General features: G+C 63.2%; 14 protein-coding genes. 9 read left to right on the forward strand and 5 right to left on the reverse strand.

The features are described 5' to 3' along the window. Positions 1-41: 41 nt before the first annotated feature. Entirely contained in the window at positions 42-1,598 is a 1,557-nt protein-coding gene (locus PCO31010_RS19405; protein WP_150665711.1) for a hypothetical protein, read from the reverse strand. Between the two features lie 363 nt (positions 1,599-1,961). On the opposite strand from PCO31010_RS19405, the gene PCO31010_RS19410 reads away from it, so the two are divergent. Then, positions 1,962-2,966: a flagellar brake protein gene (locus PCO31010_RS19410; RefSeq protein ID WP_150665712.1), complete on the forward strand. Its 1,005-nt coding sequence runs from the start codon at positions 1,962-1,964 to the stop codon at positions 2,964-2,966. Next, the gene (locus PCO31010_RS19415) at positions 2,966-3,760 is read left to right on the forward strand and encodes an IclR family transcriptional regulator (RefSeq protein WP_150665713.1); all 795 of its coding nucleotides are present in this window, start codon (positions 2,966-2,968) and stop codon (positions 3,758-3,760) included. The genes PCO31010_RS19410 and PCO31010_RS19415 overlap by 1 nt, the downstream gene beginning before the upstream one ends. An 81-nt stretch (positions 3,761-3,841) precedes the next feature. Here the strand turns inward: PCO31010_RS19415 and dmpG are convergent, their stop codons facing one another. Continuing rightward, positions 3,842-4,861 carry a 4-hydroxy-2-oxovalerate aldolase gene (dmpG, locus tag PCO31010_RS19420; RefSeq protein WP_150665714.1) on the reverse strand — a complete coding sequence of 340 codons (1,020 nt, stop codon included), beginning with the start codon at positions 4,859-4,861 and terminating at the stop codon, positions 3,842-3,844. 34 nt (positions 4,862-4,895) lie between these two features. Continuing rightward, on the reverse strand, positions 4,896-5,840 hold the full coding sequence (locus PCO31010_RS19425) for an acetaldehyde dehydrogenase (acetylating) (RefSeq protein ID WP_039403844.1): 945 nt from the start codon (positions 5,838-5,840) through the stop codon (positions 4,896-4,898). 956 nt (positions 5,841-6,796) lie between these two features. Between PCO31010_RS19425 and pagP the strand changes: the two genes are divergently transcribed. Then, positions 6,797-7,363 (forward strand): lipid IV(A) palmitoyltransferase PagP, encoded by a 567-nt coding sequence (gene pagP, locus PCO31010_RS19430; RefSeq protein ID WP_174984961.1) that lies wholly within the window; start codon positions 6,797-6,799, stop codon positions 7,361-7,363. Here pagP and PCO31010_RS19435 read toward each other — a convergent pair. Next, a complete protein-coding gene (locus tag PCO31010_RS19435; protein ID WP_150665716.1) occupies positions 7,339-8,595 on the reverse strand; it encodes a sugar MFS transporter in 1,257 nt (418 codons plus the stop codon). The genes pagP and PCO31010_RS19435 overlap by 25 nt on opposite strands. A 427-nt stretch (positions 8,596-9,022) precedes the next feature. On the opposite strand from PCO31010_RS19435, the gene PCO31010_RS19440 reads away from it, so the two are divergent. The 6 genes from PCO31010_RS19440 (at position 9,023) to PCO31010_RS19465 (ending at position 14,497) form a co-directional block, all read left to right on the forward strand. Continuing rightward, positions 9,023-10,108 carry a hypothetical protein gene (locus tag PCO31010_RS19440; RefSeq protein WP_150665717.1) on the forward strand — a complete coding sequence of 362 codons (1,086 nt, stop codon included), beginning with the start codon at positions 9,023-9,025 and terminating at the stop codon, positions 10,106-10,108. 346 nt (positions 10,109-10,454) lie between these two features. Next, on the forward strand, positions 10,455-10,913 hold the full coding sequence (locus PCO31010_RS19445) for an HU family DNA-binding protein (protein ID WP_150577330.1): 459 nt from the start codon (positions 10,455-10,457) through the stop codon (positions 10,911-10,913). A gap of 465 nt (positions 10,914-11,378) precedes the next feature. Beyond that, positions 11,379-12,176, forward strand: a complete 798-nt coding sequence (locus PCO31010_RS19450; protein ID WP_150665872.1) for a transporter substrate-binding domain-containing protein — start codon at positions 11,379-11,381, stop codon at positions 12,174-12,176. Between the two features lie 327 nt (positions 12,177-12,503). After that, positions 12,504-13,109: a PadR family transcriptional regulator gene (locus PCO31010_RS19455; protein WP_246184690.1), complete on the forward strand. Its 606-nt coding sequence runs from the start codon at positions 12,504-12,506 to the stop codon at positions 13,107-13,109. Then, positions 13,109-13,948, forward strand: coding sequence for a siderophore-interacting protein (locus tag PCO31010_RS19460; RefSeq protein WP_150665719.1), 840 nt, complete (start codon positions 13,109-13,111; stop codon positions 13,946-13,948). The genes PCO31010_RS19455 and PCO31010_RS19460 overlap by 1 nt, the downstream gene beginning before the upstream one ends. A 201-nt stretch (positions 13,949-14,149) precedes the next feature. Further along, positions 14,150-14,497: a hypothetical protein gene (locus PCO31010_RS19465; RefSeq protein ID WP_150665720.1), complete on the forward strand. Its 348-nt coding sequence runs from the start codon at positions 14,150-14,152 to the stop codon at positions 14,495-14,497. Positions 14,498-14,586: 89 nt separating this feature from the next. Here the strand turns inward: PCO31010_RS19465 and PCO31010_RS19470 are convergent, their stop codons facing one another. Further along, complete coding sequence (locus PCO31010_RS19470) at positions 14,587-15,342, reverse strand: SDR family oxidoreductase (protein WP_150665721.1); 756 nt, start codon at positions 15,340-15,342, stop codon at positions 14,587-14,589. Between the last annotated feature and the right edge of the window lie 11 nt (positions 15,343-15,353).

Genomic DNA, 15,353 nt, shown 5'->3' on the forward strand with positions numbered 1-15,353 from the left:
GATGGCGATGGCATTGCGCGCATCGCCATCACGTCAAACGCTCAGAGCCATGTCGACTCCATGTCGACGCGTATCGCGCCCGCATGTGGCGACGCACTTGACCTCCGCTCCCTGACGGCCGTCTCCTCGTCGCCATGACACGGCGACGCACCCACGACCCGCTCCAGCAGCGCTGCGCTCCAATGCTGATACAGCAGCAACAAGCGATACGTAGCGCGCGCCGGTGTCGCAGCGACGCTTTCCCAGGCGTCGCCGGTCCAGCGTTGGCCCCACGGATTCTCCGCGGGACTCAGGCTCAGGTAGTTCAGGCCATCGACGCACGACGCATGGCACGGCACGTCGAACTCGCTGCACGCCACCGTGATCTGGCTGGCCGACAAGTCGCGCGCAGAGGCGAGTAAGCACTCGCATAAAGTCGGATGTGACGCAATCTTCGCCAGCAATGGCGTGTCGCAATGTCGGGCCAGTTGTGTCACGTGCGCGGCGCGGCGCTGTACCGTTGCCACATCGTCCGTTGCGACGTCTGCCAATCGGGTGGACAGCGCCTCCCAACGTTGCGTAAGCGTTTGCGTGTCGATCGTGAACGCTTCGTTACGTGCCCACGTGCCAAGCAGACTCGTCACCGCGCGGCAGGAGTCGAGCATCAGCCCGGCCACGCGCAGGATGCCGCGATACTCGTCGGTCGTGGACGATGACCCGGAGAACCATGATGGCACCCACAGCCCCAGTCGCGCGGGAGGCACCGCCGAGTTGGCGAATGTGAAGAGTGTTGCGACGTCGCGCGCACGCGTCAGGTTGCTCAGCGTGCCACGCCACGATGTCTGCGGCTTCGCCGGTAGCAGCACGCACGCTTCGAGCAAACGACAACCGGCATCCATGCGTTTGAGGATTTCGTCCACCGCGTGATGACGGATCAGCGTCGGCGAACCGAGCGACTGTGTGAGTACCCCCTTCACCCCTTCGAAGGCGAGCAACGACCAGTCGGCCCACGGTACGCCGAATGGCGTGTTGGCGGTCGTGATGCCGCGAGCGGTGGGCTGCGACGCCTCATCGTCGACATCTCGCTCCCGGTACAGGCACGCGGCAATCACGGCGAGCAACGACAGATTGCCCACGAGCGACATGGCATCACGTGCCGCACGAAAGTGCCATCCTCTGCGGCCGGTCGCGGCAACGGTGTCCAGCCAGGCGGTGATGTCCGCACCGATGCGCTCAATGCTCGCGTCAGCCCCATCTGAAACATCACCATCGTGAGTGGGCGCCAACATCGCATCGACCTGTTGCGTGCTCTGTGCGAGACGCGCGTCGCGTGCATGCGCCAGATCGAACTCCTTGCGATAGAAGTGCTGACACGGCCCGGAGCTCAGCCAGAGTCCAGCCCACGCGTGCGCAAACGCCTTTGACAGGTGAGGATCGACGCGACGCGTTGCGGCGTGCCCACTTACGTGTCCATGCATTTGCGCGTTCAGCCGTTCATGACGCGCCGCATTCGACGCCTGCGTGAGGCGCGTGCCGAAGTCGGCCCGTTCGGCACGACGGCACGCCGCCTCCTCGCGCATGCCCGCCGGCGCGATCCCCGCTTCGGCGCGCTCGCTCATTCCCCACCCCGGCCCCCAGCCGCTAGCCCTGGAACTCTGCTGGTACCACATCGCATCCCCCTGCCAGAACGTCGCCGGTCATCCCGGCAAACCGCCGACTATAGGCAGACGACAACGAACGCGCGGCGTCCTGTCGGGCGGATACGCGGGAAAGCCCCGGAATACCGGCGACGTCACGCGTCGTACGATGCCCTCCATCGGCACCCCAGCGAGCACCCACTTACGCAGTTTGTGCATGTCAGGCGGGACAAGCGAATCGCGTCCCCTCTCGCCAAGTGCCAATGCGTCGCGGTAGACTTTCGCCACACTGACGTCTGCGGTCGTCCCGGGCACTCCGGCGAGCGCCCACTTCGCTGAATCGATATGTCTACCAACACACCTGCTCAACCGTCCGTCGCTTCGACGTCGGTGCCTGTCTCGTCTTCCGTGCCTGCCTCGCCTGCTTCCGTGGCGCAGGGGCTCCCGCTTGTTGCGCTGACGCCCGACGAGATCCCGCTGGGCGAAGCCCTGCCCTGGGCCATCGTCGACCGCAATGGCGAGCCGCTGCTGGCCGAGGGCGATATCGTGCCGTCGCAAGCGGGCCGCGACTGGCTGTTCTCGTCGTTCGCGCCGCATCGCGTGGCCACGCTCGGGGAAGACGACGCGGCAGCCGTCGCGCCCACCGATGCGGCGCCAGTGACGCAAGCACCCACTGACAACGCGGCCACGGCCAGCGGTGCTACGTCGCCGCAGTACGGACTCGCCGACCTCAATCTGCGTCCCGGCGACTGGCTGCAAATTCAGTTGCCGCCCGGTGCCGGATCGCAGCGTGTGCGCACGCGCGTGATTGGCCATGCGCCGAATCAGATGCTGTTCGTCACGGCCCCCACGGGCCGCGCCGCCCCGCCGACGCTACAAGCCAGCGAGCGCCTCGAACTGTGGACTTTCTCCGGCGAAGACATCTATCACTTCGTTTGCACGGTCGAGCGCGTCGAGCGCACGCCGTTTGATTACGTGGTGTTGTCGGCACCGGCACAAATCCGTCGCAAGGTGCTGCGCCGCTCGCAACGCGTGCCCGCCAAACTGGTCGTCTCCGTGAGCGCTGCCGAAGCACGGCATCTGGCATTGCTTCAGGACGTGAGCGCCGAAGGCGTTTCGCTGCTCGCCGACACGCCGCTGGGCGCGCCCGGCGACAGCGTACAACTGGCGTTTCGCGTGCGCGTTGGCGACATCGATATGCCCATCGAAGCGACGGGAACGATTCGCGGCGTGCAACAGGGCGACGACGGTCATCTGCACGGTATCGAACTACCTGTACTCGAACCGTCGCATTACGTGGCGCTCAAGTGCTACGTGTACGAGCGCCTGCTGGCGCTCGGAGGTGCCTGATGGCCAAGCCGAAGGCACCGGAGGCCGAACGCCCTCGCACGCTCGCCAGTCAGACACTCTTTCGCGGCCTCGATATCGTGGAAGCGGTCGCCGCAGGCATCGACACCGTGCCCGCGCTCTCGGCGCACACCGGCATCACGCCGTCGACCACGCATCGCATTGCGTCGGCGCTGGTGCACGCGGGGTATTTGCGTTTCGAGCCACGTCGCGGTTATCGGCTCGGCAATAAGCTCATCGAACTGGGCTTTCTCGCCTATCGGCAGATCGACCTGCCGCGTGTTGCACGACCGACGCTTGAAGGACTCGCGAGCGAGACGCAAGACACGGTGCACCTCGCGGTCGCCGACGGCTGGGAAGTCATGTACCTCGACAAGCTGCCCGGCCAGCGCGCTGTAGAAATCAGCTCGCGCATCGGCGGACGCAAGCCGATTTGCGTCACGGGTGTCGGTAAGGCGTTGTTGCTCGATCAGGACGAGGCCGAGTGGCAGGCACAGCTTGAGCACTATCAATCGAAGGTGCCGTCGCATCCGATCGATACGGCGGCATGGCTCGCGCGCATGCACGACTATGCACGTCTGGGCTACGCCTTCGATCTCGAAGACGACACGCCGCAGATCCGCTGTGTCGCCGCCCCCGTCTATGACGCGAGCCAGCGCATCGTTGCGGCCATCAGCGTGTCGAGTACGACCAAGTACATGAGCCGCGAGCGCATGCAGGAACTCGTGCCCAGCGTGAAGAACGCTGCGGCGCAGATCAGCCGTCAGTTGGGCTGGTCGGGCAATACGCGAGGATAGGCGAAGGGATAGGCGCGGCCATAAAAAAACCGGCCCCGTCTGACGAGGGGCCGGCATTGGCACGGAGATGCCACGAACTATTTACGCAGCGCGTCGCTTGATCAAGTCGAGCGCAACGTCGACGATCATGTCCTCCTGACCGCCTACCATACGACGCTGGCCCAGTTCCACCAGAATGTCGACGGTCTTCAGGTCATAACGCGACGCAGCGGCTTCTGCGTGGCGCAGGAAGCTCGAATACACGCCGGCGTAGCCGAGTGCCAGCGTCTCGCGATCCACGCGCACTGCGCGGTCCTGCAACGGACGCACGATATCGTCGGCTGCATCCATCAGCGTGTACAGATCGCAGCCGTGGTTCCAGCCCAGACGCGACGCCGCCGCGATGAACACTTCCAGCGGCGCATTCCCTGCCCCTGCACCCATGCCCGCCAGACTCGCGTCGATACGGTCGCAACCCTCTTCCACCGCAACGATGGAGTTCGCCACGCCGAGGCTCAGGTTGTGGTGCGCGTGCATGCCGGTCAGCGTTTCGGGCTTGAGCACGTCCTTGAACGCGCGAAAGCGATCGCGCACATCGTTCATGCCCAGCGCACCGCCCGAGTCCACCACGTAGATGCACTGCGCGCCGTACGACTCCATCAGCTTGGCCTGCTCGGCCAGATGCTGCGGCGTGGTCATGTGGCTCATCATCAGGAAGCCGACGGTGTCCATGCCCAGCTCGCGCGCATAGGCGATGTGCTGTCGGGAGACGTCAGCCTCCGTGCAGTGCGTGGCGATACGCACCACGCGCGCACCGGCGTCATAGGCTTCGCGCAGGTCGTGCACGGTGCCCACGCCCGGCAGCAACAGCGTTGCGACCTTGGCGTGCGTGACCGTCTCGGCCACGGCGGCAATCCATTCGAGATCGGTATGCGCGCCGAAGCCGTAGTTGAAGCTCGACCCGGCGAGGCCGTCGCCGTGGGCCACTTCGATGGAATCGACCTTGGCGCGGTCGAGCGCGGCGGCAATCGCCTTCACGTTGGCAATGCTGTACTGGTGACGAATCGCGTGGCTGCCATCGCGCAGCGTCACGTCGGAGATATAGAGCTTTTTCTGGGTCATGATGAGGTGTGTCTCCTGATAGCGCGTGCGACGTTCAGGCCGCGAGCGCCAGGCGGGTGGCGGCGATGCGATCGGCACAGGCCAGCGCGGCGCTGGTCATGATGTCGAGGTTGCCCGCGTAGGCCGGCAGGTAGTGCGCGGCGCCTTCCACTTCGAGGAATACCGAGGTCTTCAGACCCGTGAGCTTGCCCAGACCCGGCACGTTGAGCGGACGCGAGGCGTCGAATAGCTCGAACTGCACCTTCTGCTTGAGACGGTAGCCCGGCACGTAGGCGTGCACCTTGTCGACCATCGCCTGAATGCTGGCTTCGATGGCCGCCTGATCGCCCGGCTCCGACAGCACAAATACCGTGTCGCGCATGATGAGCGGCGGCTCGGCCGGATTCAACACGATGATCGCCTTGCCGCGCGACGCGCCGCCCAACACTTCAATCGCCTTGGACGTCGTTTCCGTGAACTCGTCGATATTGGCACGCGTGCCCGGCCCGGCTGACTTGCTGGAGATCGAAGCAACGATTTCCGCGTAGTGGACCTTCGCCACCTGCGAGATCGCCGCGACCATCGGGATCGTGGCCTGACCGCCGCACGTCACCATGTTGATGTTGCGGGCGTCGAGATGTGCGTCGAGGTTGATCGACGGAATCACGTACGGGCCAATCGCCGCCGGCGTCAGATCGATCACCTGCACGCCGCGCGCTTGCAGCAACTCGTTGTGATGCGCGTGCGCCTTCGCCGACGTCGCGTCGAATGCGATGCGGATGTCTTCGAAGCCGGGCATGGCCAGCAGCCCGTCGATGCCGCCTGCGGTCACGGGTACGCCGAGGCGCTCAGCACGCGCCAGGCCGTCCGACGCCGGGTCGATACCGACCATCGCGCCCATTTCCAGATGCTCGCTGTTGCGCATCACCTTGATCATCAGGTCGGTGCCGATATTGCCCGAGCCAATGATCGCTACTTTCTGTTTGCGTCGTTCCGTCACTGTCGTCTCCTGAACGTGTCCGTCCACCGGTATGAGCCGCATCGTAATTCCGCCCGAACTTAAATGTCAATATGTAAACATCCATCTCATATTTTGAGATTATCTAAATCGATGGCTTATCCACACTTTTTGTTCACAAGCCCGTTGATAACTTGCGGAAAAGCATCGCAAGTGACTGATCCGAAAGGGAAGATTTCCCGCGCGCGAAAGTTGTGCCACTTGCTGTAAAACGAGGCGTGGCGCGGGTTTCAGACGCACTTCGTTATCCACAGAATCTGTTTGCAAGCCAGTGGACAACTCGCGGATAGCTCGCTCAAGTGCTTGATCGGAAGGGAGAAAAATGTCGCGCGCAATTGCTGCGCCATGACGAGAGCACACCGGGAAATTTCCCATGCCGAGTACGATGTCTTCGGGTCACACGCTTGCGTCGTCGCGTTATCCACAGAAAATGTTCACAACCCGGTGAATAACGCGTCGATATCCGCAGTATCTCGTTGACGTAAAAGGACTTCTTTGTCGCGCAGCAGGTTCGGTCAACACTTGCTCCCGCAACGGGCAGTCGTGTGAGATTGAATGAAAAAGTGTGAGAGGACGAACTTTCGCGTTTTCAGCCCGGTCTAGAGAACAGTTTCCAGGGAACACCGGATTCGCGCTCCGCGCTCCGGTTAAGCACGCGACTTCCAACTTAGATTCGCGGCCGCCCCAGACTCTCGCTCGACGCCGACGCTCGCGACCGGCACGTTTTTTCGCAACACGCTCACTCAACCATGACTACGACCCCCCAAGTCACCGGGCGGCTCGCGCCATCGATTTCACTCGCACCGCTTGCCCCACTTCCCCGGACGTTTCACCGCCGCGCACTCAGCCTGAGTTCGCGTCTTCGATCACTGCTTGGTTCGCCCGGCTCGCAGCCGTCGCATGCGTCGCAGGCGTCTCGTTGTGCCCGCGTCTTTTCGATGACGTCGCTCAGCATCGCCTGCGCCGTTACGTCGTTCACACCGCTTGTCGCGCATGCCGATGATTCCCCCGGCGTCGTCTCGACGTGGACGGGCGCCATTGCCGATGAGTTTCGGGAAATCGCCACCGAAGGGGCGAGCGAGCTTTACGTGCCGCTGCACACCCATCATCTGCGGTTCGCGTACACGAGCGAAAAGATCGCGCAGTACAACGAGAATCCGTGGGGTCTGGGCTACGGACGCGTACTCTCCGACGGCAAGAACGGCTCGCGCATGCTGTATGCGATGGCCTTCAAGGACTCGCACAACGACTGGTCGCCGATGGCAGGCTATGGCCGGATCTGGAACGTCGCGAACGCGGGGCCTGTGCGATTCGGTCTGGGCTACACCGTCTTCCTGATGTCGCGCTCCGACACGCTCGGCGGCGTCCCCTTCCCGGCTGCGCTGCCGTTGGCCGAAGTGGGCATCGGACGCGCCGCCGTCGCCACCGCCTACGTTCCCGGCGGTAAGGGCAACGGCAACGTGCTGTTCATTTTCGGACGCTACACGTTCGGCAAGCCAGGCTGATTTTCAGTCGCCTCATCTCCCGATGCGTCCATCTCCGGCATGGTGCGTGCGCACCATGCCCCGAAGCCTGCGATGTAGCAGTACGCCAGCGCAGGCACCAGAAACGACAGCACGATCCCAATGCCATCGGCCAGCGCTCCTTGCAGATAAGGCAGGATCGCGCCGCCCACAATGGCCATACAAATCAGGCCACCGCCTTCGCTCACACGCGCGCCAAGCCCGCCAACCGATAACGAGAAGATCGTCGGGAACATGATGGCGTTGCCCAGACCGCATGCCAGCAGCAACCACATGGCAATCGCGCCGGGCAACGTCAGCGACGCGAGGATCAACATCAGGTTGTAGAGCGCGCACAGACCGAGCAGCTTGCCCGGCGACACCTTGCGCAGCAGCCACGCACCTGCGAAGCGGCCCACCATCGCCCCGCCCCAATAGAAAGCCAGATAGCGGCTCGCATGCGCGTGATCGTCGATGCCCGTGCCCGTGTGCGTCAGATAGACGATCAGAAAACTTCCGATACTCACTTCCGCGCCGACATAAAGAAATAGCGCCACGATGCCGTAACGCAAAGGACGGTGCGATAACAGGCTGCGAACGTTACCGAGCAAACCGGGCGATGCCGCGGTGTCCGCGCGCTGCTCCGGCAACGTCAGACGCCACAGCACAACGCCGCCGAGCGCCAGCACTGTCGCGAGCAAGCCATACGGGCCGCGTACGCTGCCTACCGCGTGACCGGTCATCCCGGAAGCCTGTGGCGCGAGTATCCAGAGCGCCGCAAGCGGGGGGCCGACGGTCGTACCGAGCGAGTTGAACGCCTGTACCAGTGTGAGACGGCTGGCCGCTTCGCCACGCGAGCCGAGTGTCTCGACGTAGGCGTTCACGGCGACCTGAAGCAACGTGATGCCGCTCGCGAGCACGAAGAGCGCCGCGAGAAAGCACGGGTAAGAGACGAGCGCCGTCGCCGGGAAAAACAGGGCGCAGCCGAGGCCCGCCAGCCAGAGCGACGTAGCCAATGCGCGCCGGTAGCCCACGCGGGCGGTGTATTGCCCTGCCGGGTAAGACACCACGAAGTACGCAGCAAAGAAGCTCGATTGGATGAGCGCCGCATCGCGGTACGTCAGATCGAAGGCCGCCTTGAAATGCGGCACCAGAATATCGTTCAGCGACGTAATGAGCCCCATTGCGAAGAAGAGCGCTGCGAGCATCGCGAGCACACGATTCGCGGAAGGCATGGGGGACGCAGAGGAAGAAACAGAGAAAGCAGAACCGGAAGTAGGTGAAGACGTGCAGGGAGCGGGAACGGAAGCAGACTCAGAGGCGGGCTCAGAAGCGGACTCAGAAGCGGGCTCAGAAGCGTGAGCGGAATCGCCGGGGTCGCGCGTGCGGTCGACAGGCATGCAGGGTCTCCAGTGGACAACGGCAGAGCACGTTGAAAACGCCATGAAGGGGGCCGGTCTGCGCAGTGTAGACCGCACTATCGATGCCGCGATACGAGAGGAATCCGAATTTTGCGTGACGCCACAATGTTGCGCGGCCCCTCGTCATCCGTCGAACAGGGCCATTTCTTCCTTGTTTTTCGCCGCTTTCGGCTATTGTCAGCCGACGTCTTTTGATTGACTATCCGCAGCATAGGATATGCCGCGACATTGGGGAAACAACATGCGGGGTTTCAAGTTTTTGGGATTAGCGACGGGTTGGCTCGTTGCGGGCGCACTCGGCGCGGCCGGTCACGCTCAGGCACAGACCGCTGGCACCGCGCGTGCGCCGGTCGCCGCGTGTAACTGCGCGCAGATCATCGCCGACTGTTCGGCGTCGGTATCGGTACTTCCGACACGTGCCCTCAACGGCGTGTTTTCCGCCGACGTCACGCTGATGACGGATGCCCCCTCCTGCGCCAAGGTCGATTACCAGCTCGACGACACGCCTTACGTCACGATCCTGCGTGACGGCACGCAAGGAAGTCAGCGTCTGTACGGCACGCGTCCGCTGACCCGCAACAGTCTTTCGCACATGTCGTGCCACGTGTGTGCGGCCGCCGCAGCGCCCGTGCCGAACGACGGCCTGAGCGCCGACATGGCACGCGTCGACGGTGCATCGGGCACCTTCAGTGTTGCGCCCGCGCCAGCCGCCCCGGCAACTTCGGCCCCCGCAGCACCGGCAGTGAGCACCTATGCGCCGCCGGCGACCGCAGCGCAAAACGCGAGCATCGCGGCGACGGCACCGAAGGACACGCCGCTGCCGAGCACCATCGGCGACACCGCAGGACTGAACGCCGTGAACGCTGGAGGCGCGTCCGAATCTCCGGAAGTCGCCCGCGATGTGGCAGCGATCAACGCCCCCGCACCTGCGGGCACGACGCTCGTGACGCCACCCATTCCACCAATGTCGCCAGGCACCGCCATCGTGCAAACCAGTGCACCAGCGCCGTTGCGCCTGGTAAATCCCTCGGGACGCTGGCGCGGTCTGTGCACGAACGCGCCGCCGTGGTGGGGACTTTTCGGCAAGCCGATGACGCGACTGATGGCGCTTGCACTTAACGGTTCGCAAGTGACCGGCAGCGTCGACGACGTCGAACCCAATGTTCACACCACGGTGCAGGGCACGCTCGCGGGCGATCGTCTTCAACTCGCAGGCAGTTACGGCGCGAAGCACGACATCACTTTCGGCCCCGACGGCAACACACTCACCGACGCCTGGTGCAACGACGACGGACGTTGCGAGACCTGCGAAATGCAGCGTTTCTGAGGGTTTCGGGACGATTGAGACTTCGCGCGAAGCGGCGTTTGCATCGAATCGCCCGGCAGACGCCGCGCAAAAATCACGTAAAAATTCGCGTCGAAAAATGCGCTGAAAGACGGGTGAAAACCGGACAACCGATTCGCCGTCGCGAGAAGAAATTCCCGGCACGTGAAAGCAGCGAATCGAAAAGTCGCGATTTTCGCCGCTCAGCCTTGTGCGGCAAGCGCGCAACATAATGCGCGCACTACTCGCACAAAGCGATTTCTTAGGTAGAATCGTCGGCGCAGCAAGACGTATCATTCGGGTGGCCGTTCTCCGACGGCACTTTCTTATTCTCATCGATTGGATCGATATGGCAACGGCAAAGAAAGCAGCAGCAAAGAAGGCCCCTGTGGCGAAGAAAGCTGCTCCGGTAGCAAAGAAGGCTCCGGCAGCGAAAAAGGCAGCAGCACCGAAGGCAGCCCCGAAGGCTGCTCCGAAGGCAGCCGCTAAGGTTTCGCCGATCAAGGAAGCACTCAACAAGACCCAGCTCGCAGCACACATCGCCGAAACCTCGGCTGTCGCCGTCAAGGACGTCAAGGCTGTGCTCGCCGCTCTCGAAACCACGATCGTCAGCGCTCTGCACAAGAAGGGCGCAGGCGAATTCACGCTGCACGGCCTGTTCAAGGTCACGTCGCAACAAATCGCTGCCAAGGCGAAGCGTTTCGGCAAGGACCCGTTCACGGGTGAAGAGCGTTGGTTCCCGGCAAAGCCGGCTTCGGTGCGCGTGAAGGTTCGCCCGCTGAAGAAGGTGAAGGACGCCGCTCAGTAAATCTTGCCATCGCGTTGCCATGAGCTTCACGGCCGCGCGAATCGACAGGATCTGACAGTAGTCCCGGAAGACGGTGCCGATACTTCGGCACCGTTTTTTTTTTCCCCCGACGACTGACTTCGTCATCCTCAACAATGCGCGCGGCATGCATCGGCCCTCTCGCACGAAGGGTTTTCTCTGGGGTTTTTGCTGAGTGGACGCATCCGGAACCGACCGCTAACATCGCTCGGGACACGACGCGTCGCGACATGGCACGGCACTGCACGCCCCTCGCTCGCTGACAACGTCTTCGCGAACTCAGGAGATCCGTTTATGACCCGCAAGTTTTCGCGTCACCCGACAAGTCCCAGGCCGTCGGTATCGCGTTCATCGCATCCGGCCGATCACCCGAATTCTTACAATGCTCCCGACTCTCCGGGTGTTACGTCGCGCCGCAATTTCCTCACCACACTCGGCGTTGCTGCAATGCCTGCCGGTTTTGTCGGCTCGCTGGGCGGCACGCTCGGCAGTCTGCTCACGGGCACCGCCTCGTTTTTCGTGACACCTGCGCACGCGCAAACCGTGGCCGACATCAAGAAGAAAGGCTCGATCAACGTCGGCATGCTGATCGACTTTCCGCCTTATGGCACGACCAACGCGCAGGCGCAGCCCGATGGCTACGACGCCGACGTCGCCAAGTTGCTCGCCCACGATCTCGGCGTGAAGGTGAACATCGTGCCGGTGACCGGGCCCAACCGGATTCCGTATCTGCTCTCGGGAAAAGTGGACGTGCTCGTCGCATCGCTCGCGATCACGCCCGAGCGCGCCAAACAGGTGCAGTTCTCGAAGCCGTACGCGGCCGCGACGATCCTGCTGCTGGGCAAGAAAGGCACGTCGATCAAGTCCGCCGCCGATCTGAAAGGGCTGCGAGTGAGCGTGGCGCGCGCGAGTACGCAAGACACTGCCGTCACGAAGACAGCGCCGCCGGGCACCGAGATCCGTCGCTTCGACGATGACGCTGCTGCCATGCAAGCCCTGCTCTCCGGTCAGGTCGATGCCATCGGCTGTTCGGTGACGGTCGCAAACGTTATCAATACGCGTGCGCCGGACCAGTTCGAGCCGAAGTTTAATTTGCTGCAACAGGCGATGGGCATCGCACTGCGTCCGAATCAGCCGGAACTGCTCGCCAGCGTCAACGACTTCGTCACGCGCAACACCGCCAACGGCGAACTGAACAAGCTCTATCGAAAGTGGCTTCAGACGGATCTGCCGCCCTTGCAGTAAGTCCCCCTCCGCACACTCCACCGCCACTGCTTTCATCGCCCATCGTCCGGGATCTCCCCGGCGACGGGCGATGCGCCTCCGCCGCCCGCCCCCACTATCGAAATAGGTATTTCGATATAGTTTTCGGACAGTGCCGTCTTGCAACGCACTGACGAAAAACCTCCAGAACCATTACTCCACAAGGCTTTCGAGCATTCACCAGCCCATCTCCGCAAAAATAGTTTTGCTTTAGATGCAATTTAGATATATCGTAAACATGTCTTAACTACATCGATAAGGAGTCGCACCATGCGTGGATCACGTGGCGATTTCATGGGCCGAGGCCCAATGGACCTGGACAGAATGGATTTTGGCGACGAACGACGCGGTGGGCGTCATGGACGGCGCGGCGGTGGTGACGGATTTGGCGGTCGCGAGGGCGAAGGTCGTGGCGAGCGCTCGGAGCGCGGCGGTCGTGGGGGGCGTGGCGGTGGTCGTCTCTTCAGCCACGGCGGTCTGCGTCTCGTGCTGCTACACCTGATTTCGCAGCAACCGCGTCACGGCTACGAGCTGATCAAAGCCATCGAAGAAAGCGTGAACGGCACCTACAGCCCGAGCGCTGGCGTGGTCTACCCGACGCTCACGCTGCTCGAGGAAATGGGCTACATCCGGGTGCAGGAAAACACCGGCGACAGTCAGCGCAAGTCATATGAGATCACCGACACCGGCCGCGAATATCTGGCCGAGAACGAGGACTCCGTCACCGAACTGCTGGCACGCCTGGCCACCCGTCGCGAGCGCTCTGAGGACATGCCCCCGCAAGTCATGCGCGCGCTGCACAACTTCAAATATGCCGTGCATTTGCGTCTGGGCGCCGAGCCGCTCACGACCGAGCAGGCCAACGCGTTTGCCGCGATTCTCGACGCGGCTGCACAACAACTGGAGCGACTCTGATGCAAGACAACGCTGCACCGAACGTCACCCTTGATCGCACGCCGCAGCGCGTGCGCCATGAACTCCGATTCCGTCTGCTGGAAGTGCGCAGCGTAGAAGCACTCACGCCGCACATGGTGCGCGTGACGCTCGGTGGCGACGATCTGGAAGGCTTCAACAGCCCCGGCTTCGACGATCACGTCAAACTATTCTTCCCGAACCCGGAAACCGGCGAACTGGCCGTGCCGCAGATCGGCCCCGAAGGCATGGCGAAGCCCGCGCCGGGCGACGCCCCGCGTCTCATGCGCGATTACACGCCGCGTCAGTACGACGCAGCGTCGAAAACGCTCGTGATCGATTTTGCGATGCACGAATCGGGCCCGGCCACGCAATGGGCGCGCTCCGCCAAACCGGGCGACAAGCTCGGTGTCGGCGGCCCGCGTGGCTCGTTCGTCATTCCGATGAACTTCGACGGTTACGTGCTGATTGGCGACGACACGGCGCTGCCCGCGATCTCGCGGCGTCTGGCCGAGTTGCCCGCTGGCGCTATGGTTTTCGTCTTCGCGGAAATCGACGGCCCGGCCGACCGCCTGCGCTTCACGAGCGAAGCCGACGTGGTCGTGGAATGGATCTATCGCGAGGGTGCCGCTGCCGGTCAGAGCACGGCACTGATCGACGCCCTTGAGGTCGCCAGCCTGCCCCCAGGCGATCTGCATGTGTGGGTGGCGGCCGAAGCAGGCGTGGCGAAAGCGGTACGCCGTCATCTGGTCGAAGCGCGCGGGCTCAACCCGAAATGGGTGAAGGCAGCGGCCTACTGGCGGCGCGGCGACGCGGCCGTCCACGAAAATCTGGACGACTGAGATCGCGCCGGTTGCGCGGCCCTAAGCCCACATGACAAACGTTAGTTGCGTAGCTCTGTTCGTCCCTTTGGAGAAATTCCCTGCCGTCTTTCGGAATTGCCTGATAGAAATGCCGGGAACAAATTCCGACTATGAAAACGCGCCCGGGGATGTCGAATGTCGGCACCCGGAGGGCGGTTCACCCATAGGGGGTACGACGACATGGAGCAACGCAAACGACACGACGGTTTCGAACGTTGGGCGGCGGGCGCGACGGCGCGTCAGGCCGGACGGGACGACGCCCGCTGGCGTGTCTTTCGCGCGCCGGAGCAGGCGGACTTTCACGGGTTCGTCGTCTGGTGCTACACGCAGGGCGTGTTTCTCGGGCAGGAATTCGACCGGCGCACCGATACCGTCACGCACTGCTATGTGCGCAATGGCGCGTGGGCCGTGCAGTTCGATTCGTTCAGCGAAGCCTGCGAGCGCGCCTTCGACATTCACGCGCCCACGCTGATTCTCTATGCGCCTGAGCGCAACGGCAGCGTCTTCATCACCAGTACGGAGCAATAGCCTGCCCCCGGCGTAATCGGCGTAATGCATCGTGCGCATCGCGCGCCGAAACGACACCGGCCAGCTGAATCGCTGACCGGTGTTTTTTTTTAAGCGTAGTTGCGGATGTCGTCGATTTCCGTCTGACCGAAGTCGTCGCGCTCGGTCAGCGCCAGAATGCGACGGGCGACGTCTTCCGGCGACGACAGCTTGCCGCTCACCTTGAGATCCTGAAAACGTGCCAACGCCGGGAAGCTTTCGATGCTGCTGCTGCGAATCGTCTCCTGCATACCGGTGTCGACCACACCCGGCGCCAGCGAAATCGCCTGGACGCCGTGCTCGCGATGCTCGGCATTGACCACGCGCGTATACATATCTAGCGCGGCCTTCGTCGAACAGTAGACGGCCCACCCGGCATTCGGATTGCGGCCCGCGCCCGACGAGATGTTCACGATCTGGCGCTTAGCCGTCAGCCCTTGCGTGGTCGCGAGAAAGCGCGACGTCAGCAACATGACCGACGTCACGTTCAGCGCGAACGCCGCGCCGATGGCCGCCGGATCGTTCAGCGCCGCCGAGTTGGCGACGGGGTGCACCGTACCGGCGTTATTAATTAGCAGATACCGTCCGGCGTCGCGCGGCAGCGAGGCGAAGACGCGCTCGGCCGTCTGGGTTGCAGCGGTGGTGTCGGCGAGATCGACAGCGATCTGTTCGAGCTTGACGCCCTTTTCGCTGGCCAGCGCGGCGAGTTCGTCGTCCGTGCGACGTGCCAGCGTCACAAGTTGGGTGCCGGGCGCGAGCAAACCGCGCGCAAGCGACGCGCCGAGACCACGGGAAGCACCGGTAAGAATGGCAATCGTTTGGGACATTGGGAGAAGTG

Origin of the sequence: Pandoraea commovens (assembly GCF_902459615.1) — a bacterium.
GTDB classification, from domain to species: domain Bacteria; phylum Pseudomonadota; class Gammaproteobacteria; order Burkholderiales; family Burkholderiaceae; genus Pandoraea; species Pandoraea commovens.